Genomic DNA, 24,167 nt, shown 5'->3' on the forward strand with positions numbered 1-24,167 from the left:
CCTTGGGTACTCAGTGACGTGATAAATAGTCCGCACGCCCCACCCATTTATAGGTAGTCAGCTCCTCAAGCCCCATCGGGCCACGTGCATGCAGCTTTTGCGTCGAAACCGCCACTTCTGCCCCAAGCCCAAACTGCGCACCATCGGTGAAGCGCGTTGAGGCGTTGACGTACACTGCCGCCGAGCCGGCACCATTAATAAAGGTTTCTGCCGCCTGCAAGTCGTTGGTCAAAATGGCATCGGAATGGCTGGCATTGTGCGCGCGCATATGCGCGAGTGCCTCATCCACACTATCAACCACCACCACTCCAAGGGTTGGCCCGAGCCATTCCGTATCAAAGTCTCCTGATTGCGCCTCACGCAGTTGCGCCACGCCATCCAGATACGGTAACGCACTTGATCCGGCGACGATGTGCAGCCCATGCTGATTAAACGCCGTCAGCAAGCGAGCGAATAATTGTGCTGCCACGTCTTTGTGAACCAGCAAGGTGTCTAGCGCGTTGCAGGCGGATGGGCGGTCTGTCTTGGCATTGAGGATCACATCGGGTGCTCTATCAAGATCGGCACTGTGATCGACATACAAGTGGCTAATGCCAAACCCCCCGATAATCACAGGGATGGTACTGTTTTGTTTGCACATTTTGTGCAGTCCGGCACCACCGCGTGGAATGATCATGTCGACATAATCATCAAGAGTCAGTAACTCAGAGACCAGCGCACGATCAGGTTTTTCAATATATTGCACCGAGGCATGCGGCAGCCCCGCTTTCTCCAATCCAGTTTGTATCACCTTCACTAAAACCTGGTTAGTCGCGAAGGTTTCTTTCCCTCCCCGCAGAATCGCTGCATTGCCCGTTTTTAAGCACAATGCCGCGATATCAATGGTGACATTCGGGCGCGCCTCATAAATGACCCCAATCACTCCTAGTGGTTCACGGCGCTTTGATAATGACATTCCATTTTCAAGCAGCTTATGATCAAGCATTTGGCCCACTGGATCGGCCAGCGCAATCACTTGCCTCACATCGCTCGCCATATTGGTTAAACGGTCTGGGGTCAGGGTTAAACGGTCCAACATCGCAGGATCCATGTCTGCCTCACGAGCGGCGGCGAGATCGCTTTGGTTGGCGGCTAATATTGCACTTTGCTGTGCATCCAGCTCGTCAGCAATAATGGCGAGTGCTCGGTTCTTGTTGCTCGTCGATGTGACGGCCAGTTGGTGCGCAGCGTCTTTGGCTTCTTTGCCCATGTTTTGTAAACTCATTGTGTCCCCGTCTTTGCTCTTTTAATTGTCTACTACGACTAGGTCATCACGGTGCATCGCGACAGGACCGTATTCATAACCAAGAATATCTGCGATTTGCTGGCTATGAGCGCCAGCGATACGGCGCAAATCACTGGCGGTATAGCGACAAATACCGCGCGCGACGCATTTCCCTTCAACCGAGAGAATACGCACCACTTCGCCACGCGCAAACGCCCCTTTCACCGCAACAATCCCCTTACTTAACAGGCTGCTACCTTTTTGCGTCACGGCGGTAATGGCGCCCGCATCGACGACAATATCCCCCGCGGGTGGCGGTCCGGCAAGGATCCAGCGTTTACGGCTTTCTAAGGGGCTTTCTAAGGGCAAAAAGCGCGTGCCTGCGTTATCCCCAGCGGTGACTTTTTGAATCACTTCAGGCTTACTCCCCGCGGCGATGGTCACCTCTACTCCCGCTCGACGGCCAATATCAGCCGCTTGAAGCTTGGTCGCCATACCACCTGTGCCCAAGCCCCCTGCGCTGCCACCTGCTAATTTGCGTAAGGTTTCATCAATGGTATGGACTTCACGAATCAGCTCGGCATCCGGGTTTGAACGCGGATCGGCCGTGAACAAGCCGGGTTGGTCAGTTAAAAGGAGGAGTTTGTCTGCATCGGCGAGGATGGCCACCAAGGCAGATAAGTTATCATTATCGCCCACCTTGATTTCAGACGTTGCAACCGCATCGTTCTCATTCACAATCGGCACAATGCCATTGTCCAGTAAGGCCTGAAGCATATCACGCGCGTTGAGAAAGCGTTCACGGTGCTCTAGATCGGCCCGGGTAAGCAGCATCTGTCCGACTTGAAAGCCGTACAAACCAAATAAATGCTCCCAGGTTTGTATTAAACGGCACTGACCCACCGCAGCCAGCATTTGCTTGTTGGCAACCGTGTCAGCGAGTACTGGATAGCCGAGGTGCTCTCTGCCCGCGGCAATCGCGGCTGATGATACGATGATCACCTGATGACCTTGCTGCCGTAAACGGGCACATTGACGCACCAGCTCAACCATGTGTGCCTGATCTAAGCGCGCAGAACCGCCCGTCAACACACTGGTGCCGAGTTTTACCACAAGCGTTTGGGGAGAGACGCTGGCCGCGAGGTCACCGTCTTGAAATACATCTTGAATTGTCATGGTTGCCTGATCCACAAAAGCGTATGTCTCTCTTTTATCAATCCCTCACCTATTTAACAAGGGGTGGGATCAGGCAAATGGCGGGTTATTCAGAGCAGGCCAGTTCCGGCTCAGTCAGTGCTTGGCTTGGTGAAAGAGACAGGCCTAGCTCATCGTCCAGCAACGCACTCAATTTGGCATAAAAGTTAGTCAAGGTTTTATCTACGGCCGCTTGCGCTTCACGCGGAATCGACTTGGCGACCCAATCCCCTTTTTTATCATATAAACCAAACCCATAACGATAGGTAAAACCTTCCCCCTCCGGGGTCATTTCAAACCACCAGCCCCAGAACTCACGTGCGTCAGGATCTTTTTTAGCATCCACACAGACAGAAAGGCTATCGAAAAAGTAGCGCTCGGTGTCTGACTTTCCTTCTCGAAAGTACGGGCCCAATGCAGTAAAGCGTGTTTTTAATCGTCCATGTGAAAGCGGTAATTTATCGCTCATCGTGTCCTCCAATGGCACTGTGACGTCCTTGTTCATGGTATATCATGGGCTTAGCCATCAGGTGAACGACAATATCCCGCTTTCAGCGGTGGATCACATCTTCATTTTTATCCCTCTCAAGGGTAGCGCCTATGCTATCCGTGCCGCGGTATCCCGATTAGAGCACATCCTCGAACCACTTAACGGTTTCGGTCAAGGCACGGTGATAACCATCGTGCAGTGGGGTATTGGGTAACGTCATGGCTTTGCCACCGCGACTGTACCTGGCGATCATTTGATTGTCTGACTCCGGACAAACGGGATCATCTTTTAGGCTAAGCGCTAAGATCGGCACCTCAGTGCGTCGGCCAGTAAGCAACCCTTGGTTTTTTAGCGACCAAGCCTGTAAGCGCGTTTTTAATGTGTCGATAGGAATACGACGCCCCAAGCGTGATCCGAGGGTATCCAAGTACATAGGCGGCATTTTTTTCATTAAAGAGGCGTCTGTCAGTAACGCATGAACAATACCACCGAGTGACGCACTGGCTTTCACGCGATGCGGCTCGAGAAACGCCATTCTCACTGCCGGATTGGCACCAAAGCGAATGCCCATGGTGCCCACACGGTGATGATCCACCCAAGGGACATCGACCAACTTATCCAACATCGCGGTGTGCAAACGGCTGGTATCTTCATTGAGATGCCAATGGCAGCTATGCCCCACGGAAGGCATATCTAGGGTCAACACCGCAATGTCGGCGGGGGCAAAATAGTCAACAAACAAGCGCCACAAGTCAGTTTGTAAGCTATCTAAACTGCCGCTTAAGATAACCACCGGTAGCGTGGCATCGGTGCGAGGTAAATAGAGATACCCTTTCAGTGATTTCCCATCTAGCCGCGTCTCCACCGTTTTCACTGTGAACGGCAGTTGCGCAATCGCACTTTCGAACGCCTTAAATGCCAAGGTTTCCGACTGTAGCGCCAAGCTGTCCTCTTTCAAGTGTGGGTAAGCGGCAATACCAAAATATGTGCAAGCTTGTAGCCATTGCTCCCCCGCTTGTTTGGCTTTTCCCTCATCCATCAAGGCTTGGGCGGCTTTTTGATGCTGCATGCCAACCGCTGTCCATTCATAATTCCAGTTTCCCGAGCGGTAGCCTTCAACGGTATCGAGCAATGTTTCTACCGAACGCGAGTTGTCTGAGTGAGCGATACGGGCAAAGATGGCCTCCATTTCCAATGGCTCAACCCCTTGCCACGTCCACTGACCACGACGGCGCATTCGATACCAACTCGACTCACTGTCACCATCAAATGCCGAGTAATCTGACTGTTGGGTTTGCTGAACGGCACCGAACAGGGTCGATGTCTCGGTGGCATGCTTGTGTTTAGCAAACAGTTTGACCGATAGGTTTTGTGATTCGTTGTCCGACACACCCGCTCCTAGGCTTTTTATGTAACGTGCTGTTAGTTTAAACCATACACATATCAAGGCCATGATTTTCCGCACTAATCAGCCATACCAGCCAAAAGCGTCACCCCAGAAACCAAAAACGCCGCGTAACAACGCGACGTTTTTTGGGGTGGGAGTATGAATGACTTACTTGGCGATGGGATCAATATAACTGACCGCCATATCCCAAGGCTGCTCAATCCAGGTGTCTTGGGCAATATCGACCACATAGTCATCAACCAAAGGTTTCCCTGCAGGCTTAGCACTGACGGTGACGAAGCGCGCTTTCGGGTATAACTGGCGGACCATTTCTGCGGTACCCCCGGTATCGACCAGATCATCCACCACGATAAAGCCTTCACCATCACCTGGGGCTCGCTTCACCACTCGCATATCGCGTTGATGGTCATGGTCATAGCTTGAAATACACACAGTATCGACATGACGAATACCCAATTCACGAGCCAGTATGGCAGCGGGCACGAGACCTCCGCGGCTCACGGCAATAATCCCCTTCCATTGTTCTGCGGGCAGCAATTTCTCCGCCAACTGACGGGTGTACATCTGCATATTGTCCCAAGTGATAATAAACTTATTGCTCATGGTGAAAACCTCGTGGCGACTCTCGCCTTGTTATAACATCAATGTGGGCAGCTGTTTTACACCAAGAAAACGAACTTGAGTAAGAACAACCCCGCCAAAATCCAAATACTGACAGGGACTTCTCGCCCTTTGCCCGCAAAGGTCTTTACGGCACAAAACGCAATAAAGCCAAGCCCGATACCGCTTGCAATCGAATACGTCAGCGGCATCAGCAAACAGACAACCACCACAGGGGCCGCTTCTGTGAGATCTCGCCAATTGATACCGACTAAGCCAGACATCATCAAGATCGCCACATAAAACAATGCGCCGGCGGTCGCATAAGCTGGCACCATCCCTGCGAGCGGCGCAAAAAAGAGCGCGAGCAAAAACAAGATGCCGACAACGACCGCCGTTAGGCCTGTGCGCCCGCCCGCGGCGACCCCGGAGACACTCTCAATGTAAGAAGTCGTGTTTGACGTGCCTAAAAGCGCCCCGACGGAGGTCGCGGTACTGTCTGCCAGTAAAGCACGATTTAAACGCGGTAGTTTACCATCTTTGTCGAGAAGTTCCGCGCGCTGTGCCACACCCACTAAGGTTCCTGCGGTATCAAAAAGGTCAACAAACAAAAATGCGAACACAATCGACACCAACCCCACTTCCAATGCGCCAGAAAAATCTAGCTGCATAAACGTCGGTGCTAAGCTCGGTGGTGCTGACATCACGCCCCCATAAGCCACATCTCCGGCAATCACACCAATCACGGTGACCGCTAAAATCGCAATCATGACCGCCCCTTTCAAACCACGATGCACAAGGCCAATGGTCAGGAAGAACCCGAGTGCCGCCATCGCGGGGGCGAACGCGGTCACATCGCCCAGTGCCACCATGGTGGCTGGATGATCAACCACAATCCCCGCATTTTGTAAGGCAATCAGTGCCAAGAAAAGACCAATACCAGCGGAGATCCCCGTCCTCAATGACATAGGAATGGAGTTAATAATCCACTCTCGCACGCGCAATACACTCAGCAAGATAAAACATAGGCCCGAGATAAAGACCGCCGCTAGCGCAACTTGCCACGAGTGTCCCATTTGCAATACCACCGTGTAGGTGAAGAAAGCATTCAAGCCCATCCCCGGCGCCTGCGCCACCGGATAGTTGGCAACAATACCCATCACCAAACAACCAATTGCGGCAGCGAGACAGGTGGCGACAAAGACAGCGCCTTTGTCCATGCCCGTTTCGGCTAAAATCGATGGGTTGACGAATATGATGTACGCCATGGTTAAGAAAGTGGTAAACCCAGCAATCACTTCCGTGCGAAGATCTGTGCCATGGGCCTTGAGTTTAAATAAACGCTCTAACATCGGTTATGTCCCAAACTAAAAGTGGTGTATCGCTAGATACCAAAAGGAAAACGTTTGCGTGGTAAAATTTGGCGCAAATCTTACCGATCGATGGCGGAAATTTCCAGCGTAAAAAGACCGGAACAAGGGTAAATATCGCCGACTCGAACAGATAACTGTCAAAATCGTCATTATTCGGTAGCAAACAGGCAAAAAAAAAACGCCACACATTGTGAGGCGCCAGAATTAAAGCGTTTGCTTCTGGATCAGAAATGTCTCTGTAAGAGCGGGGGAATCGTAAAACTTACTTGCTATACCCGAACGGTGCCGGATACGTAAAACCTTGTGTATAGACTGACTGCTGGTTCCAGTAGTAGCTTGATACCATGCCTTCCATTTTTAACCTCTCTCAAGTTTAAACCAATGTTGTTCACATTTATCTCGGTTCCTTGGAGGCGAATACTCGGGTTCACTCCATGAACAACTGGCAAGCTTGGTTGCCAATGTCTAGATAATACCCCAATGGTAATTTATTTACAAGTATAATGGTGACCATAGTCACAAAAAGTTCATATGTGTAATTTAATTACAATAAAAACGCCTAGTAATGCCGGCATAAGTGGTTTCTCTCCGTGACTGTTGTCGACATAGAGACAGTGATATCCTTGGGTTTGTTTTTCCATTCCAGAGAGGCCTGCTACGAAAAAGGCCATAGATAAAATAAAATGGAGTCTACCGTGTCTGAAATCAGCCAATTATCACCCCGCCCCGTTTGGGCATTCTTCGACCAGATCTGTGCTATTCCTCATCCCTCTTATCATGAGTCGCAACTTGCTCAATTTATTATCGACTGGGCTAAAGGGCGCGGCCTAGACGTCCGTCAGGATCAAACGGGGAACGTATTTATTCGTAAACCGGCAACGCCCGGAATGGAAAATCGTAAAGGGGTCGTACTCCAAGCCCACTTGGATATGGTGCCGCAGAAAAACGAGCATACCGATCACGATTTCACTCGCGATCCTATTCGTCCTTATGTCGATGGTGACTGGGTGACCGCTGATGGCACGACATTAGGCGCGGACAATGGCATTGGCATGGCTTCATGCCTTGCGGTACTAGACGCTGATGACATTGAGCATGGCCCGCTAGAGGTGCTACTTACCACCAATGAAGAAGCCGGAATGGATGGCGCATTTGGCTTGGAAGCAGGATGGCTAGAAGGCGACGTTTTGCTCAACACGGATTCGGAGCAAGAAGGCGAAGTCTATATGGGGTGTGCCGGTGGCGTCGATGCCAGCATGCATTTTCCGATTGAGCGACAAATCAACGACGAAGGGCTTGCGCGCTTTACCGTGGGGATCAAAGGGCTAAAAGGTGGTCACTCAGGAGTCGACATCCACACCGGACGCGCCAATGCCAATAAATTACTGGCCCGTTTGCTCAGTCATCATCTTGGAGAAACGGATACACGCCTACTCGCATTGCGGGGCGGCACCTTGCGTAATGCCATCCCGCGAGAGGCGTTTGCCGATATCGCCATCCCTAAAGGCCAGCAGCAAGCGCTGGCGGCGGCTGTCGATGATTTTGCCATGCTGATGAAAGACGAACTTGGCCAGCTTGAACAGCAAGTCACTGTCATTCTAGAGCCGTGTGATAACCCCATTGCACCGCTGACACGCGCCGTGCAATCCCGTTTATTGGCGGCCTTGAATGCCGCACCAAACGGCGTTGTCAGAATGAGTGATGATGTTCCGGGCGTGGTCGAAACGTCACTGAATTTAGGGGTTATCAACACCGAAGAGGATCGCATTACTGTGCTATTTCTGATCCGCTCGTTAATCGATTCAGGCAGAGAAATGATGCAGGGGATGCTGCAATCTTTGGCAAGCCTCGCCAATGTCACGGTCGAGTTTTCAGGCGCATATCCAGGCTGGAAGCCCGATCCTGACTCACAAATCATGCATATTTTCCGTGACACCTATGAAGGTATTTATCAGCGTAAGCCTGACATTATGGTGATTCATGCTGGCCTTGAATGTGGCTTGTTTAAGAAGCCGTATCCAACGATGGATATGATCTCCTTCGGCCCGACCATCAAGTTCCCACATTCACCCGATGAAAAAGTGCATATCGACAGTGTGGGCCATTACTGGCAGCAAATGCAGGCGATTTTAAAGGCGATCCCCACTAAATCAGCCTAACCCAGTAAGCTAAGTTGGGGGGCATTATCGTCCCCCAATCCCACCGATAGCCCAATCAGTCGTATGTGTCGTCCCTCGCCACGATAAAACGCCTCATGCAGCAAGGTATCAAACAACGCGCGGTCAAGTGACTCGCATCGATGCGCCACCGTGGTGGTTTGAAAATCATTGAACTTGATTTTTATCCCCTGCCGACAAATTCGGCCACTAGCATCGGCTTTTTCTAAGCGAACCAATAACGCTTGATAAAGATGCTCTATCCAGGGTAAACAGGCCTCGAGCTGGTCAATATCCTCCGAGAGGGTCCGTTCCACACCCACGGATTTGCGAACTCGCTCAACTTCAACCTCTCGTGGGTCAATACCGTGCGCCCGCTGCCATAGCACGGCACCAAATTTCCCCATCCGCTGTATCAAATCGGTTTGATCGCAGGCCTGGATATCTGCGCAGGTAAAAAGGTTCCATTCATGTAGTTTCGTCAATGTGACTCGACCCACACCAGGAATTGACTGCAAAGGGAGGTCACGGACAAAGTCATCCACCTGCCCAGGCCCCACCACACAAATGCCATCCGGTTTGTTTTTGTCTGAGGCGACTTTAGCGACAAACTTCACCGGTGCTACACCGGCTGATGCGGTGAGACCAAGCTCTTGATAAATATCGCGCCGAATCGCTTGAGCTATCCGCGTCGCAGAGTTTTGTAGACAAACAGTGTCGGTGACATCGAGGTAAGCTTCATCCAAAGATAACGGCTCGATGAGATCGGTGTAGCGATGAAAGATAGCATGAAGCTGCTGAGACACTCGGCGGTATTTGCCCATATCGCCGCGCATCACGGTTAACCCAGGGCACAGTTTAAGAGCTTGGGCGGTCGCCATTGCCGAGCGGATCCCAAATCGGCGCGCCGGATAATTACAGGTCGCGATCACACCTCGCCCATCCGCAGACCCACCAATCGCTAAGGGAATGGTTTGTAACGCAGGATTATCCCGCATTTCGACGGCCGCATAAAAACAGTCCATGTCGATATGGATAATTTTCTTGCTCGCTCGGCGGGTTTTTGAGCTCGTCATTATGCTGCGTCGCTAACAGCCCAACCGTGGCGGTCACCACGGTGGGCATTCTCTTTAGATGATTTGGTTTTTCTTCCATTCACGCGTTTTTTCCGCGCGATCTTCTCGCTTTTTCCGCGCATCACATGGCTCTGGGCAGTCGCACTCTTTCTCGATACCGACGGCCCCTAAGCCACCACAGCTACCACTGATCGTTTTCTGCTGCACGATGTAACCAATTGCCATGCCGGCAATGACGAGTACAAAGACAGCAAAGGTGATAAGAAAAACTGACATAATTGCTCACCTACTTTTAGTCGTCACGCTCAGCAACATAACGCTGAACGCTAGTTCCACGCCTAATGCGTGTAATAGCCGCCAGTGCGCGTGACGCACTAACGGTTTAGGTATGGTTTAAAGGCCTCTGACGCCATTTCTGTAAACCCGTCATCGGTTTTGACCACCATAAACGCGGGAATATCCGCTTGGTTGGCCAGCGCCATGGCCTTTTCCGGCCCCAACACCATAAAGCCCGTCGCTAAACCATCGGCGGTCATGCAAGACGGATCAAGCACAGTGACGGACACGAGGTGATGATTAATGGGTCGTCCTGTTTTGGGGTCGATAATGTGCGAATAACGTACACCATCTTGCTCAAAATAGTTACGGTAATCGCCAGACGTAGCGACGGCCATATCACCGGGCTGAATGATCTCTTGCACAGATTGCGCGCCAGCACTGGGTTTTTCGATGGCAATCCGCCACGGGTTTTGATCTTGGTTGACACCCTTTAATTGTAACTCACCGCCAATCTCAACCAAATAATTATCGAGACCAAGCGTGGCGAGATAATTGGCGACCACATCTACCCCATACCCTTTGGCAATCGTCGACAAATCGACATACAGATCAGGATGGGTTTTGGTGAGGGTGTTGCCTTCAACCTGTAAATGCTCCAACCCAATCCTTTCCATGCGTGAGGCGATGTCTTTGTCGCTCGGAATATTCTCTGGGCGTTTCTCGGGGCCAAAGCTCCATAAGTTCACCAACGGGCCTACAGTGACATCGAGCGCCCCTTGAGTGAACTCATTCAGCCGAATCGCTTCTTTCACCACGGTCGCGGTTGCTGGCGATACGTCCATTGGTGTATCCGCTTTCCGCTGATTGAACTGGCTGAGTTCAGAATCGGTACGATACGTCGACATCTGATCGTTGACACGTTCCAAGCGCTTATCAATTTCAGCTTGAATCACATCCTGTGATGGCGCGTTGTCGGTGGCGATATATTTCACCGAGTAGTATGTTCCCATGGTCTCACCGGTCAGATGCACCAGCTCAGGAGCACGGTCGCAACCGAGCAATCCGACAGCTAGCGCAAATACCCATGCACAGCGTAACCATAACGTCTTCATAGTGGTGTCCTTCGACATCAGTTTCATACGTAAAATGGCTGACCCATAGGCCAGCCATTAAGAGGTAAGACAGACTGTCGGTGTTTACCCGCCGAAATCATCCAGAAGAATGTTTTCGTCTTCGACACCCAGGTCTTTAAGCAAACCAATCACGGCGGCGTTCATCATCGGCGGCCCACACATGTAATATTCACAATCTTCTGGCGCTTCATGATCTTTCAAGTAGTTTTCATAAAGGACATTGTGAATAAAGCCCGTGTCCCCTTCCCAGTTATCTTCTGGAAGCGGATCCGATAGCGCACAATACCACTCGAAGTTATCGTTTTGCTCTTGGAGCATATCGAAGTCTTCGACATAGAACATTTCTCGCTTAGAGCGCGCACCATACCAGAAGGTGATCTTACGATCGGTGTTCAGACGCTTAAGCTGGTCAAAGATGTGTGAGCGCATTGGCGCCATACCGGCACCACCACCCACAAATACCATCTCCGCATCGGTGTCTTTAGCAAAGAACTCACCGAATGGCCCAGAGATTGTACACTTGTCACCTGGCTTGAGTGACCAAATATAGGACGACATCTGACCTGGTGGCACATCAGGATTACGTGGTGGTGGCGTTGCCACACGCACGTTCAGCATGATAATGCCTTCCTCTTCTGGGTAGTTTGCCATCGAGTACGCACGGATGATCTCTTCATCCACCTTCGACTCATAGCGGAAAAGATTAAACTTCTCCCAGTCTTCAAGATATTCCTCTGGAATATCAAAGTCTGAGTATTTGATGTGGTGCGGTGGCGCTTCAATTTGAATATAACCGCCAGCTCGGAAGGGTACCGACTCGCCATCAGGGATACGCAGTTTGAGCTCTTTGATAAAGGTCGCTTTGTTATCGTTGGAGATAACTTCACATTCCCATTTTTTCACCCCAAAGATTTCTTCGGGAAGCTCGATTTTCATGTCTTGCTTGACGGCAACCTGACATGAAAGACGCTCACCTTCACGTGCTTCACCTTTGGTGATGTGGTCAAGCTCGGTCGGCAGAATATCACCACCACCTTCTTTGATCTTCACGCGGCACTGACCACATGAACCACCGCCACCACAGGCAGACGATACAAACACACCAGCACCGGCCAGTGCGCCAAGCAGTTTACCGCCTGGCTGAGTAACGATCGCTTTTTCAGGATCGTCATTGATATCAATTGTGACGTCTCCGGTTGGTACCAGCTTGGATTTGGCGAACAAGATCACCAATACCAATGCCAGCACAATCAGAGTAAACATCACTACACCAAGAATAATGTCCATTGACTATTCCTTTTCTCGCAGTTTACCCGGCTTACAGTTGCACACCAGAGAAAGACATAAAGCCCAATGCCATCAGGCCAACAGAGATAAAGGTGATCCCCAATCCCCGCAGTGCTGGCGGCACGTCTGAATACTTCATTTTCTCACGGATACCCGCAAGGGCGACGATGGCTAACATCCAGCCCACCCCAGAGCCGAAGCCATATACGACTGACTCTGCGAAGTTGTAATCACGCTGCACCATGAATGATACGCCACCAAAGATGGCGCAGTTCACCGTGATCAACGGCAGGAAGATACCTAACGCGTTGTAAAGTGGCGGGAAGAAGCGGTCTAATACCATTTCCAAGATCTGGACCAATGCGGCGATAACACCGATAAAGGTCACAAAGTTTAGAAAGCTTAGATCGATCCCCTTCACCAACGCGTCTTCACGCAGGATCAGGTTGTAGACCAAATTGTTAACCGGTACTGCGATAGTCAATACCACCACCACGGCGACACCAAGGCCAAACGCTGTTTTGACTTTCTTAGATACCGCCAAGAACGTACACATGCCGAGGAAGAATGCCAGCGCCATGTTCTCAATAAAGATTGAGCGCACCAGCAGGCTCAAATAATGTTCCATGTGCTGTTACTCCTTCGCTTCAACTTGTTCTGGTTTGAAGGTACGCACAATCCAAATCAAAAAGCCGATTAGGAAGAATGCAGATGGGGCCAATAGCATCATGCCGTTTGGCTGATACCAACCCCCTTCACTGACTACAGGCAGGATAGACACGCCAAAGACAGAGCCTGAGCCCAGAAGCTCGCGGAAGAAGGCAACCGTCATCAGAACGAAACCATAACCTAGTGCGTTACCCAAACCATCGATAAATGACGGCAGCGGCGACGATTTCATCGCATACGCTTCCGCGCGGCCCATCACGATACAGTTGGTAATGATAAGGCCAACAAATACCGATAGCTGCTTAGAAATATCGTAGACAAAGGCTTTGAGTGTCTGGTCAACCACGATAACCAATGACGCGATGATCGCCATTTGTACAATGATACGTACACTGTTAGGAATGTGGTTGCGGATCAGCGATACGAACAAGTTAGACATGGCAGTCACGAACATCACCGCCAAAGTCATAACAAACGCCGTTTGCATCTGCGTCGTCACCGCCAGTGCCGAACATACACCGAGAACCTGAAGGGCAATCGGGTTATTGTCTAACACCGGCGATAGCAGATTTTTCTTCAGTTCTTTCGCTTCAGCCATTGGTCAGGCCTCCCTCACGAACTTTTGCTAGGAATGGACCAAAGCCCAAATCACCTAGCCAGAAATCAAATTGTTTCTCCACACCGTTACTGGTCAGGGTTGCACCCGATAGCGCATCAATACCGTGTTCACTATCACTCGGTGCACCGCCTTTAACCACCTTGATAGCAGGCTCGCCTTGGTCGTTAAACAGCTTTTTGCCATCCCACTTCGCGCGCCATTTCGGGTTTTCAACTTCGCCACCCAAGCCCGGCGTTTCACCTTGCTCGTAATAGACGATGTCTGCCACCGTATTGCCATCGGGCTCGACCGCAACAAACGCATACATCATGCTCCAAAGACCCGAGCCTTTAACTGGCAAGATGAGACGTTGCAAATCACCTGCGTCGTTTTTCACTAAGTAGATCTTTGCAATATCAGCACGACGGCCAAAACCCGCAATGTTTTCCTCACCACTCAGTTTTCTTGACAATTCAGGGTCTTTGGCGGCTTCACGCTGATCATAGTCAGCGACTTCCTCAACATTCACCGCATCAGCGCTAACAAAGTCGCCTTTTTCTAGGCTAACTAGGCGCGGCTCAATGTACTTGTTGTACGCATCGTTGATCGCACTCTTACCGCCCGACACATCAATGCCGGCGACCGAAAGAATGTTCTTTTGTACGTCTAGCTTTGCGTTCATCTGCTGCAAAGGACGTAGCGCTACCGCTGCACCGGACACCACGATTGAGCACACCAAGCTCAACGCGATAACAACGATCAGCGTTTTCTTAATACTATCGTTACTACTTGCCATTACGAGCCAGTCTCCGTTTGATGTTGCCCTGAATCACCAAGTTATCGAACAAGGGTGCAAACAGGTTAGCGAACAGGATCGCCAGCATCATGCCTTCAGGGTATGCTGGGTTGACCACGCGAATGATCACAGCCATGGCACCGATCAATGCGCCGTACCACCACTTCGCTTTGTTAGTAAACGCGGCTGAAACGGGATCCGTTGCCATAAACATCATGCCGAATGCAAAGCCACCAAGTACCAAGTGCCAGTAAAAAGGCATGCTAAACATCGGGTTAGTGTCGGAACCAATCAGGTTAAACAGGGTTGCCGCAACGGCCATACCCAAGAAGGTACCTAAGATGATGCGCCATGAGGCAATGCGCATATATACCAAGGCCGCACCACCAATCAAGATAGCCAAGGTTGACACTTCACCGATAGAGCCTGGGATATTACCGATAAAGGCATCCATCCAAGACATCGTTTGTCCAGTGACATTGTGTTGCAGTGCTTCTTCACCACCTGAATACCATTGGCTCAGTGCCGTTGCGCCTGAGTAGCCGTCTGCAGCTGTCCACACCAAATCGCCAGAGATCTGCGCGGGATAAGCAAAGAACAAGAACGCTCGTCCGGCAAGCGCCGGGTTCAAGAAGTTACGCCCAGTTCCCCCGAAGATTTCTTTTGCAACCACCACACCAAAGGTAATACCCAGTGCAGCCTGCCACAATGGCAAGGTTGGCGGCACGATCAGCGCAAAGAGAATCGAGGTAACGAAGAAACCTTCGTTGACTTCATGCTTACGCACGATGCAGAACAGGACTTCCCAAAAACCACCTACAATAAATACGGTGGCATAAATAGGCAGGAAGTAGGTGGCGCCTAGAATGGTTTTGGTTCCCCACCCCGCGGCGGTTAGCGGCCCCGCAATCGACTCGGTGAGCCAATAATGCCAGTTACCACTGATCACCTGTGCCAGTTGATCACCAGAATACAAGTCCATCAATCCCATGATGGCTTGGTTACCTGTGTTATACATGCCCCAGAACATCGCGGGGAACACCGCAAACCACACCATGATCATGATGCGTTTCAAATCGATGCTGTCACGCACGTGCGCGCCGGCTTTAGTCACCATACCCGGGGTGTACAAAATGGTGGCAACCGCTTCGTACAGGGCAAACCATTTTTCATGTTTGCCACCTGGCTCAAAGTGTGGCTCGATTTGCTCTAGAAAATTTTTAAGGCTCATCAGTTACCCTTCCTTCTCAATCTTTTCTAGGCTTTCGCGGAGCATTGGTCCGTATTCGTACTTGCCTGGACAGACAAAGGTACAAAGGGCCAAATCCTCAGGATCTAACTCCAGCGCGCCCAGCTGTTGCATGCTATCTGTATCGCCAGCACAGATATCACGCAGCAGCATTGTTGGCTCGATATCTAGTGGCATTACTCGCTCATAATTACCGATTGGTACCATGGAACGATCACTGCCATTGGTCGAGGTGGTCAAATTGAAAAGTTGGCCTTTGAATAGGTGACCAAGGTAAGCACGCGTCACTGAGAAACGGTTTTTACCTGGCGACAACCAACCAAACAGCTCTTTCTCATTGCCTTCGCGCAATACAGAGACTTGCAAGTGGAAGCGACCCAAATAAGCATGTGGGCCAGACGCTTTTGTCCCCGACAGCACAGAGCCAGAGATAACACGGCTTTCACCCGCCATTAGCTCGCCTTCAGTCAGCTCATCAAGGTTCGCGCCTAACTGCGTGCGCACCAAGCGTGGTTTGTTAACCATCGGACCGGCCAAAGAGACCACTCGGTCGGTATTGATTTCACCGGTAAGGAACAAGTGGCCGAACGCTATCACATCTTGGTAATTAAGATGCCACACCTTTTTCTCCATGCTTGCTGAGCGCAAGTGGTGGATATGGGTGCCCACTAAGCCTGCTGGGTGAGGACCAGCGAAGACATGTTGTTCAACGTTAGGTTGCTGACTGGTAGGTAACTCAACATCCGCCTTACAGACAAACACTTTTTTGTCAGTTAAACGGGAGAGTACATCAAGACCTGCAATGAAGGCCTCTTTTTGCTCATCAATGATCACTTTCGGATCCGCGGCGAGCGGATTAGTGTCCATCGCATTAACAAAAATGGCTTCCGGCACCGCATCAATAGCGGGTGAACGGCTGAACGGACGTGTACGGAGCGCGGTCCACATACCCGACTCAACCAATTGATCAACCACCGCTTGACGCTCAATGGAGGCCAATTGCGAGGCTTCGTACTTGTTGAATGTCACTTGCTCGTTGCCATCGACTTCAATGACGACAGACTGAAGAACACGTTTGGCACCGCGGTTGACTTCAACCACTTTACCGGCTGCGGGAGCAGTAAATATAACACCAGGATTTTTCTTATCTTCGAAAAGGCCCTGGCCTTTTTTCACCACATCACCCACTCGCACATGCATAGTGGGGCGCATTCCAACGTACTCTTCGCCAAGCAAGGCGACTTTCTTGACGGCTGGGCCATCATTTATCACCTGAGCAGGAGTCCCAGCAATGGGGATATCCAAACCCTTTTTTATTGTAATCATACGCACTTGCACTACATTAACGGGAAAAAGAATTCTGTTATTGCGCAGTTAAAGACACGACTTTCGACTGTATGGTGGCCTGAGGGCGCACCGTCGCAACATCCTGCTAACCATGACGTTACACAAAGGTAGCCTAGGTTAGTCTTTAAGCACGGCATTCTATCACTAACCCCAGTATTGATTCTATGGGTATTGTCACCAGGGCGTGGCAATTATGCATACCTGTACAAACAATGCTCGTTGTAAGCTCACAGTTTTACTGTTGTTTTTTTGCTCGCTTTAAGGTTAGGATACCCAACCTCAAGCCCTTGGCGTTGTGTGCCAAGCGACGCATTGATAGGCACGCCAACGACGACTTTATGTAAGAATTTGTTGCCATAACGTGAAGAATCAACACGCCTAAGCACATTGGCTAACTCTTATTTCAAACCACCACCGCGACATGCGGGTGAGTCTGGCGCATGTGCTTGCTCTTGCCACTCTTCTGGGGTGTAAGTGTGAATGGCCAATGCATGAATATCATCAGCGAGCTCGTCCGCCAAAGTGGTATTGATAGCACGATGACGCTGTATTAAACGCTTACCTTCAAACTCATCTGATACCACGACAACCTTAAAGTGGCTCTCTGCCCCTTCAGGTACGTTATGCATGTAGCTTTCATTGCGGACATCAAGATGAACAGGCGCAAAAGCCTGGGTCAGTTTCTCTGTAATTTGCGTTTGAATTTTCATGGCTTCCCCAACCGATTAAGGGCAAGTTGCCCAGATCTTAGTCGTTATCTATAAAATTGCGAATTCAATAGCCTGATCACGCCATCATTAATGGCATACGCACCGAGTTTGAATTGCAGTTGTGGTGTGAGTGCGACAATATACGCAGTCTGTGACCTCCGACGCAAACGCTCCCATGAAAACAGAACTTGCAACCCCAAGCGGCGAATCTCCCCTGACACTACACCGCTACCCGCGCCGAAAAAATGAAACGCTCCAGGCCTTTGATGCGGCAGATGAATATATCATTGAGCACGCTAGCACCTGGCAACTTGAGGCCGGCGATCGGGTTTTAATTCTCAATGATCAATTTGGCGCGTTGAGTTGTTGGGCAAGCGCGCTGGGTTGTGACGTGGTCTCCGTCAGCGACTCCGTGGTGTCACAACAAGCAACCCTCGAGAATCTTCGCCAAAACCAGCTTCCAGACATTGAGCTGGTAAAGAGTACGGAACCACTGCCTAAACGGTTTGATGCGGTGCTCATGCGGGTGCCTAAAAGCAGTAAAATGTTGGCATGGCAACTTCAGCAACTGGCTTCTGTGACGACACCGGCCACACGCATCCTCGCCGGTGCCAAGGCAAAAGAGATCCATACCTCTACGCTGAATCAGTTTGAGCACTGGCTTGGGGCAACCACCACCTCGTTGGCAAAGAAAAAAGCGCGCTTGATTTTTGTTACCGCTAACGCCCAGACTCAAAAGCCAACCGAGCCACTTAGCTATGTCGATGTGCCTGAGTTTTCGATGCGCTTGGCTAATTGGCCCAATGTTTTTTCCGCCAAAAAGCTGGATATCGCGGCTTACTTAATGCTTCCGCAAATCCCAAGTTCGCGCGACGAAAGAAAAATAGTGGATTTAGGCTGTGGTAATGGTGTGCTTGCCCTGCAGGCGGCACGTACCAACCCACAGGCATACATTTATGCGGTCGATGAAAGCCATATGGCCGTCGCCAGCGCAAAACACAACCTTGAAAGCCATGGTATTGACGCGCGCCGTTTCCAATGTGAAGCACGAGATTGCCTTACCGGTTTTGAACCCACAGATATTGACCTAGTGTTATGTAACCCACCCTTTCACCAGCAACAAACCATCACTGATCACATTGCTTGGCAAATGTTTTGTGACGCAAAACGTGTTCTGACCACGAATGGTACGCTTTTAGTCATTGGCAATCGTCATCTTGGCTATCATACTAAGCTAAAACGTCTTTTTGGTAACGTGACTGTCGTTGCGTCAAATAAAAAATTCGTTATTCTCAAGGCAGTCAACGCCCAATTTTAACAAAAGGATGCTGAACCCCATGAAGAAACTGATTATTGCCGCCGCTGTGCTAGTCCTAGCGGGCTGCTCAACACCTCGCGAGCCACAACTAACGATTGCACCGTCTCCAGCGTCATCCAATCAGCAACAGGTCAACAATCTTCCTGTGGTGGTAAAGAGTAAGGACTTACGGACGGCTCAGTTCGTCGCGGTGATTGATAGCGGTCGCTCCAATGTCAAACCTTTACATGCCAGCCAAAACTTGCGCGTGGTTCTTGAAGACACACTTTCACGCCAGCTTTCTGCACAAGGGTTCCGCGTCGTGGCGAACGGCCCTGGCATGCTACGTTTAGATATTCTCGACGCGTTAGTTCGTGTAAAACACACGGTGTTTAAGCACGATATGGAAGCGTCCGTACAGCTGCAACTGGTCGCTGAATCGCCCGATGGCCGCTTTGTAAAACGTTATACCGGCAAATCAACCCAAAGCGGCGTTAGCAGCGCCTCGCCTGATGATATCGAAATGGCATTAAACAACCTGCTGGAAGCTGTCTTACAAGACATCGCCAATGATGAGCAACTGCTTGATCACATGAAAGCGCACTTTTAATCATGAAGGTACGCGCACTTTTATGGGTACTTGCACTGGCGGTTGCGCCAGTGCAAGCCAATGTGATGGTAGCCGTTGAAACAACCCAAGGAGACTTTGTCTTGCAACTTAATGAGGACAAAGCCCCCAAGACGGTCAGCAACTTTTTACGCTATGTCGAGGATGGCAGTTACATCGGCACCCAATTTCATCGGGTGATCCCACGTTTTGTCGTACAAGGAGGCGGATTTGATAAAGACCTCAATCGCCGTCCATCCTATGAGCCAGTCGATAATGAGTCGCGTAATGGCCTGCGTAACCGTCGCGCGACTATCGCGATGGCCAGAACCCAAGATCCGGACTCTGCCACCCGCCAGTTTTACATCAATGTCAGTGATAATGGCTTTTTAGATGCACCCCCCAACAAGCTGGGGTATGCCGTGTTTGGCCGCGTGGTGGAAGGATTTAACACTATCTTGACCATGACCGAGCAGCCAACCGTTACTATCCCCAGCAAACGGATGCAGGACGTCCCTCAACAACCGATTATTATTACCGCTATCGACCGTGTGTCGTCACCCTAGTATTCATGTAGGCCCTTTGCTATGCAGTCATCCAAGCTAAAAACGACCTTGGCGGCCTACGCCGACCGTCGCCTGCTCTTTGTTTTTTTAATGGGGTGCTGCAGTGGTTTCCCTTGGGTATTAATTGGCTCCAACTTAAATGGTTGGCTCGCCGATGAGGGGTTATCGCGCACGGCCATTGGCCTTTTTGGCTCTGTGTTTGTCCTTTACGCCGTCAACTTTTTGTGGGCCCCCCTGCTCGATAGGCTTAAGATCCCGGTATTGAATGAGAAGCTCGGCCATCGCCGCAGCTGGATTGTGGTGACACAATCATTGATGCTTTTAGCCACCTTGGCCTTGTCTCGCGTTAACATGCAAGGCCTGCAAGCGATCGACCCATGGGTCACCACTCTGGTTCTTTCGTCATTGATTTTTTCCATCGCCCTCGCATCAGCCACGCAAGATATCGCCATTGATGCCTTCCGTATCGATAACTTCGCCGAGCACGAAACCGAGAAGTTTCCGCTCGCCTCGGCCATGTCGGTCATTGGTTGGTGGACAGGTTATTCCGTGCCTGGCTATATCGGTTTTATTAATGCCGATGTCATGGGGTGGAACCAAGTTTATGTGATTATGGCCGGCTTTGTCGGCTTAATGATCTTGGCTACCCTGTATGTCAAAGAGCCTGTCAGTGATCGCGAACAGCGCCAAGACAAGGCCACCAAACATTACCTCAATCAAGGCTATAGTGGCTTCCAAGCTTGGTTTGCCGTCACCGTCGTGGAACCTTTTGCCGAGTTCTTTCGTCGCAACGGTATCAATGTAGCCCTCACGCTGTTGTTGTTTGTGTTTTTATTCAAATTGGGCGAAGCCTTTCTCGGCCGTATGTCGATTGTGTTTTACAAAGATGTCGGCTTTACTAATGAGCAAATTGGCTATTACTCCAAGCTGGTCGGCTGGGGACTCACCGTGGTCTACACCCTGATTGGCAGCTACATTAATCTGCGTTTTGGCGTGATTAAAGGCCTATTTATTGGCGGTGTCGCCATGGCATCCAGCAACTTAATGTTCGCGTGGATTGCGATGGTCGGCCCCAACGAGCATCTGCTACTGGGGGCGATTTTGGTAGACAACTTTACCTCAGCGTTTGCCACCATTGCGTTTGTCTCCTTTTTAACCTTCTTAACCGGTCGCGCGTTCTCAGCCACCCAATATGCGCTGCTCGCGTCCTTGGGGAATTTAGGCCGCACCACAGTCGCGTCATTCAGTGGCATGATGGTCGACTGGCTCGATAGCTGGTCAACATTTTTCGTAATAACTGCGTTAATGGTGATCCCGGGACTGGTCATGCTGATCTATATTGGCAGGCACTTTCGCCAACCTCCGTCACAAAATGATAAGCGTGCTGGACACTGCCTAGATTCCCGTCGCGACTAACCCTGACATATCACAGTGGAGTGCAAAATTTTGTGCGACGCTGTGATTGTTTTAGTAACAAAGATCACATAAAACTGTCATGCAACGCTTTACAACTTGCCGCGGATCACAGCCTTTTTTTGTGTCTATGTTTATTACATTCTTTATAGTGAACTTAATCAATATACTGCCTCTGTCCAATGCGCACTGCGCAACAACAAGACCCAGCAGAGGCAGTCACTATGAAAAAATCCCTACTCGCACTCGCCGTTATCGCCGCCAGCGGTGTATCCGTTGCCAACGCCGCCGATTACTCGGATGACATTTACAAAAATGATCATAAATGGCTTCAGTTTAATGCCATGTATGCCATTAACGAAAAGCCGCAATTTGGTGATGACACCGATAAAGACCACAACTATCTAGAAATGGAGTTTGGCGGCCGTAAAGGCGTGGTCGATCTCTATGGTTATGTGGATATTTTTGACTTGGCAGAAAGCGACAGCGACAACAACAATAAGAAAGACGCCGCTAAGTCCTTCATGAAATTGGCGCCACGCTTCTCGATTGATGGCATCACCGGACAAGACTTGTCGTTTGGCCCTGTACAAGAAGTCTACTTCTCGACCTTGTTTAACTGGGGGGGCGGTAAGTCAGACACAAATAATTCATTCTGGGGTATCGGTGCCGATGTTGAGCTACCTTGGTTTGGCAAAGTGGGCATGAACCTTTATGGCTTGTATGACATCAATAAAAAAGATTGGAATGGCTATCAGTTCTCGACTAACTGGTTTAAACCTTTCCACTTTTTCGACAATGGCAGCTTCCTGTCGTACCAAGGTTATATCGATTACCAATTCGGTGCCGACGATACCTTTAAAGGCAGCAGTCAGGCGACCCATGGCGGTGCGATGTTTAACGGCCTGTACTGGCACTCAGATAACTACGCCCTTGGTTACGGCCTAAAAGCGTACAATGACGTCTACTTAATTGAAGATGCCGGTACAACTGAAAGCTCGGGTATTTCTCACTACCTTAGCGCGACCTACAAGTTCTAATCTATCCAGCGCCGGTCCCTGCCGGCGCGTTGCTCCCTGCTCTATATTGTCTGTGATACACTGGCCTTTTCATCGATAGGCAAGTGTCATGCGGATCACCTTGATAGGCGCTGGTGCGATCGGCACCTTATGGGCGGTAAAATTAAGCCAAGCGGGTCATCACGTTCATCTTATCACCCGCGATAGCGCTCATCAGCGAGAGCTCAACCTGGACGGCGCCTCCCTTACCTTGCCCGCCAATCAACCAGACGTACTTCGATACAGTGATCTTTGGCTGGTATGCACCAAAGCCTATGACGTGCAAGCAGCCTTAACCCCGTGTTTTACTCATCTTGAGCCGGAGACCATGGTGATGTTGATGCATAACGGCATGGGACCGCATCAATGGCTCATTGATTCTCTACCAGCCAGCCAACCGCTGCTACTCGCAACCACCTCACAAGGTGTATTTCGTGCTGAAACAGGCGAGTATCAACATACGGGCAATGGCCCCACGGCGCTCGGGGCAGGTAACAAAGCCGGTGAAGCCTGCCAGTTTTTCGCCGATGTGTTGGATCATGCCTTGCCGACAGCAACCTGGCAAACCAATATCATTGAATCGCTATGGTATAAACTGGCAGTCAATAGCGTCATCAACCCGCTCACCGCTTTACACGGGATAAAAAATGGTGAGTTGCTCAAGCTTGATTATGAGCCAATCATTGATGCGCTGTGCCAAGAGTTGGCCACGGTAATGCGAGCAGAGCGGATCCTTGCCTCTGCCACCGAAGTGCGTCAACGCGTGGAAACGGTCGCCAAGGCAACCGCAGACAACTACTCTTCAATGAATCGGGATGTGTTTTATCAGCGTTCCACAGAGCTGGAATACATTACAGGCTATGTGTTACAACGCGCACAGGCACACCAGATCTCAACCCCACATCACCAGCAGCTTTATCAAGCCATGCAACAAGCACAAAGGAATAAGGAATCATCATGAGTGACAAACGCATCCTGATTTGTATTGCTAACGGCACTGAAGAAATGGAAGCCGTGACCGCCATTGATGTCATGAAGCGCGCCGGCTTTAACGTCACTGTCGCCAGTGCTGATCCGGATGGCGCGCTGACGCTAACCTGCTCGCGTGGCGTGAAGCTAGTTTGCGACGCCACGTTGGCGATGGTGGCCGATCAACCATTTGACTGTGTGATCTTACCCGGAGGGGTTGAAGGCGCGCAGTGTTTGGGGGATAGCAACCTTGTGACTGAAATGGTTAAACAACAACAGAGCGACAATGCGTGGGTGGCAGCCATTTGTGCCGCACCAGCTTTGGTGCTACAACGCCACCAGCTATTCCCACAGTCACACATGAGTTGTCACCCGAGCGTTAGCGATCAGATCCCAGAGCAATGGCTAAGCCGCCGCCGCGTGATGACCGATTATGACCACCGTTTAATTACCAGTCAGGGGCCAGGCTCGGCAATGGAGTTCGCGATTGAAATCGTTCACGTGCTCGGCGGCAAAGCCTTGGCATGGCAAGTCGCGGAGCCGATGATACCTCTGCCTCAACTGCATTATGAGAAAAAGTTTACAGAAGGCTAGGCTCATGCAAGGCTCAAACGTAAACAGGCAGCCA

At 50.6% G+C, this 24,167-nt stretch carries 24 protein-coding genes; 8 read left to right on the forward strand and 16 right to left on the reverse strand.

Annotated elements, in window-relative coordinates; translation table 11 throughout:
- Nucleotides 1–10 precede the first annotated feature (10 nt).
- The 6 genes from WN56_RS04180 to WN56_RS04205 all read right to left on the reverse strand — a co-directional run bounded on the left by WN56_RS04180 (nucleotide 11) and on the right by WN56_RS04205 (nucleotide 6,308).
- Complete coding sequence (locus WN56_RS04180) at nucleotides 11–1,264, reverse strand: glutamate-5-semialdehyde dehydrogenase (protein WP_046073742.1); 1,254 nt, start codon at nucleotides 1,262–1,264, stop codon at nucleotides 11–13.
- A 21-nt stretch (nucleotides 1,265–1,285) separates the two neighbouring features.
- Nucleotides 1,286–2,440, reverse strand: a complete 1,155-nt coding sequence (gene proB, locus WN56_RS04185) for a glutamate 5-kinase (RefSeq protein WP_046073743.1) — start codon at nucleotides 2,438–2,440, stop codon at nucleotides 1,286–1,288.
- Between the two features lie 85 nt (nucleotides 2,441–2,525).
- Entirely contained in the window at nucleotides 2,526–2,927 is a 402-nt protein-coding gene (gene crl / locus WN56_RS04190; protein ID WP_046073744.1) for a sigma factor-binding protein Crl, read from the reverse strand.
- 157 nt (nucleotides 2,928–3,084) lie between these two features.
- Nucleotides 3,085–4,338: an esterase FrsA gene (gene frsA, locus WN56_RS04195; protein WP_046073745.1), complete on the reverse strand. Its 1,254-nt coding sequence runs from the start codon at nucleotides 4,336–4,338 to the stop codon at nucleotides 3,085–3,087.
- Nucleotides 4,339–4,503: 165 nt separating this feature from the next.
- Complete coding sequence (gene gpt, locus WN56_RS04200) at nucleotides 4,504–4,959, reverse strand: xanthine phosphoribosyltransferase (RefSeq protein WP_046073746.1); 456 nt, start codon at nucleotides 4,957–4,959, stop codon at nucleotides 4,504–4,506.
- 56 nt (nucleotides 4,960–5,015) lie between these two features.
- Nucleotides 5,016–6,308 (reverse strand): NCS2 family permease, encoded by a 1,293-nt coding sequence (locus WN56_RS04205; RefSeq protein ID WP_046073747.1) that lies wholly within the window; start codon nucleotides 6,306–6,308, stop codon nucleotides 5,016–5,018.
- A gap of 704 nt (nucleotides 6,309–7,012) precedes the next feature.
- Here WN56_RS04205 and WN56_RS04210 point away from each other — a divergent pair.
- A complete protein-coding gene (locus WN56_RS04210) occupies nucleotides 7,013–8,488 on the forward strand; it encodes an aminoacyl-histidine dipeptidase (RefSeq protein WP_197075731.1) in 1,476 nt (491 codons plus the stop codon).
- On the opposite strand, the gene dinB is transcribed toward WN56_RS04210, so the two are convergent.
- The 10 genes from dinB to bolA all read right to left on the reverse strand — a co-directional run bounded on the left by dinB (nucleotide 8,485) and on the right by bolA (nucleotide 17,629).
- On the reverse strand, nucleotides 8,485–9,561 hold the full coding sequence (dinB, locus tag WN56_RS04215; protein WP_082084416.1) for a DNA polymerase IV: 1,077 nt from the start codon (nucleotides 9,559–9,561) through the stop codon (nucleotides 8,485–8,487). The genes WN56_RS04210 and dinB overlap by 4 nt on opposite strands.
- A gap of 54 nt (nucleotides 9,562–9,615) precedes the next feature.
- Nucleotides 9,616–9,837 carry a (Na+)-NQR maturation NqrM gene (nqrM, locus tag WN56_RS04220; protein ID WP_046073749.1) on the reverse strand — a complete coding sequence of 74 codons (222 nt, stop codon included), beginning with the start codon at nucleotides 9,835–9,837 and terminating at the stop codon, nucleotides 9,616–9,618.
- Nucleotides 9,838–9,935: 98 nt separating this feature from the next.
- The gene (locus tag WN56_RS04225) at nucleotides 9,936–10,952 is read right to left on the reverse strand and encodes an FAD:protein FMN transferase (RefSeq protein ID WP_046073750.1); all 1,017 of its coding nucleotides are present in this window, start codon (nucleotides 10,950–10,952) and stop codon (nucleotides 9,936–9,938) included.
- A gap of 84 nt (nucleotides 10,953–11,036) precedes the next feature.
- Nucleotides 11,037–12,260, reverse strand: coding sequence for an NADH:ubiquinone reductase (Na(+)-transporting) subunit F (gene nqrF, locus WN56_RS04230; RefSeq protein ID WP_046073751.1), 1,224 nt, complete (start codon nucleotides 12,258–12,260; stop codon nucleotides 11,037–11,039).
- Between the two features lie 31 nt (nucleotides 12,261–12,291).
- Complete coding sequence (gene nqrE / locus WN56_RS04235) at nucleotides 12,292–12,888, reverse strand: NADH:ubiquinone reductase (Na(+)-transporting) subunit E (RefSeq protein ID WP_046073752.1); 597 nt, start codon at nucleotides 12,886–12,888, stop codon at nucleotides 12,292–12,294.
- A 6-nt stretch (nucleotides 12,889–12,894) separates the two neighbouring features.
- Nucleotides 12,895–13,527 (reverse strand): NADH:ubiquinone reductase (Na(+)-transporting) subunit D, encoded by a 633-nt coding sequence (locus WN56_RS04240; protein WP_046073753.1) that lies wholly within the window; start codon nucleotides 13,525–13,527, stop codon nucleotides 12,895–12,897.
- A complete protein-coding gene (locus WN56_RS04245; RefSeq protein WP_046073754.1) occupies nucleotides 13,520–14,323 on the reverse strand; it encodes a Na(+)-translocating NADH-quinone reductase subunit C in 804 nt (267 codons plus the stop codon). Before WN56_RS04245 ends, WN56_RS04240 begins: the two co-directional genes overlap by 8 nt.
- Nucleotides 14,313–15,554, reverse strand: a complete 1,242-nt coding sequence (locus WN56_RS16860; RefSeq protein WP_046073755.1) for an NADH:ubiquinone reductase (Na(+)-transporting) subunit B — start codon at nucleotides 15,552–15,554, stop codon at nucleotides 14,313–14,315. The genes WN56_RS04245 and WN56_RS16860 overlap by 11 nt, the downstream gene beginning before the upstream one ends.
- A 3-nt stretch (nucleotides 15,555–15,557) precedes the next feature.
- The gene (locus tag WN56_RS16865) at nucleotides 15,558–16,898 is read right to left on the reverse strand and encodes a Na(+)-translocating NADH-quinone reductase subunit A (RefSeq protein WP_046073869.1); all 1,341 of its coding nucleotides are present in this window, start codon (nucleotides 16,896–16,898) and stop codon (nucleotides 15,558–15,560) included.
- A gap of 419 nt (nucleotides 16,899–17,317) precedes the next feature.
- A complete protein-coding gene (bolA, locus tag WN56_RS04260) occupies nucleotides 17,318–17,629 on the reverse strand; it encodes a transcriptional regulator BolA (RefSeq protein ID WP_046073756.1) in 312 nt (103 codons plus the stop codon).
- Between the two features lie 175 nt (nucleotides 17,630–17,804).
- On the opposite strand from bolA, the gene WN56_RS04265 reads away from it, so the two are divergent.
- The 7 genes from WN56_RS04265 (at nucleotide 17,805) to WN56_RS04295 (ending at nucleotide 24,133) form a co-directional block, all read left to right on the forward strand.
- Entirely contained in the window at nucleotides 17,805–18,947 is a 1,143-nt protein-coding gene (locus WN56_RS04265) for a methyltransferase (RefSeq protein ID WP_046073757.1), read from the forward strand.
- A gap of 19 nt (nucleotides 18,948–18,966) precedes the next feature.
- Nucleotides 18,967–19,536 (forward strand): YajG family lipoprotein, encoded by a 570-nt coding sequence (locus WN56_RS04270; protein ID WP_046073758.1) that lies wholly within the window; start codon nucleotides 18,967–18,969, stop codon nucleotides 19,534–19,536.
- Nucleotides 19,537–19,538: 2 nt separating this feature from the next.
- The gene (locus tag WN56_RS04275; RefSeq protein WP_046073759.1) at nucleotides 19,539–20,099 is read left to right on the forward strand and encodes a peptidylprolyl isomerase; all 561 of its coding nucleotides are present in this window, start codon (nucleotides 19,539–19,541) and stop codon (nucleotides 20,097–20,099) included.
- 21 nt (nucleotides 20,100–20,120) lie between these two features.
- Nucleotides 20,121–21,515: an MFS transporter gene (locus WN56_RS04280; RefSeq protein ID WP_046073760.1), complete on the forward strand. Its 1,395-nt coding sequence runs from the start codon at nucleotides 20,121–20,123 to the stop codon at nucleotides 21,513–21,515.
- Between the two features lie 221 nt (nucleotides 21,516–21,736).
- On the forward strand, nucleotides 21,737–22,552 hold the full coding sequence (locus WN56_RS04285) for an outer membrane protein OmpK (protein ID WP_046073870.1): 816 nt from the start codon (nucleotides 21,737–21,739) through the stop codon (nucleotides 22,550–22,552).
- Between the two features lie 88 nt (nucleotides 22,553–22,640).
- Complete coding sequence (locus WN56_RS04290) at nucleotides 22,641–23,531, forward strand: 2-dehydropantoate 2-reductase (RefSeq protein ID WP_046073761.1); 891 nt, start codon at nucleotides 22,641–22,643, stop codon at nucleotides 23,529–23,531.
- Nucleotides 23,528–24,133, forward strand: coding sequence for a DJ-1 family glyoxalase III (locus WN56_RS04295; protein ID WP_046073762.1), 606 nt, complete (start codon nucleotides 23,528–23,530; stop codon nucleotides 24,131–24,133). Before WN56_RS04290 ends, WN56_RS04295 begins: the two co-directional genes overlap by 4 nt.
- Nucleotides 24,134–24,167: the final 34 nt, after the last annotated feature.

Source organism: Salinivibrio sp. KP-1 (genome assembly GCF_000968645.1).
Classification (GTDB): domain Bacteria; phylum Pseudomonadota; class Gammaproteobacteria; order Enterobacterales; family Vibrionaceae; genus Salinivibrio; species Salinivibrio siamensis.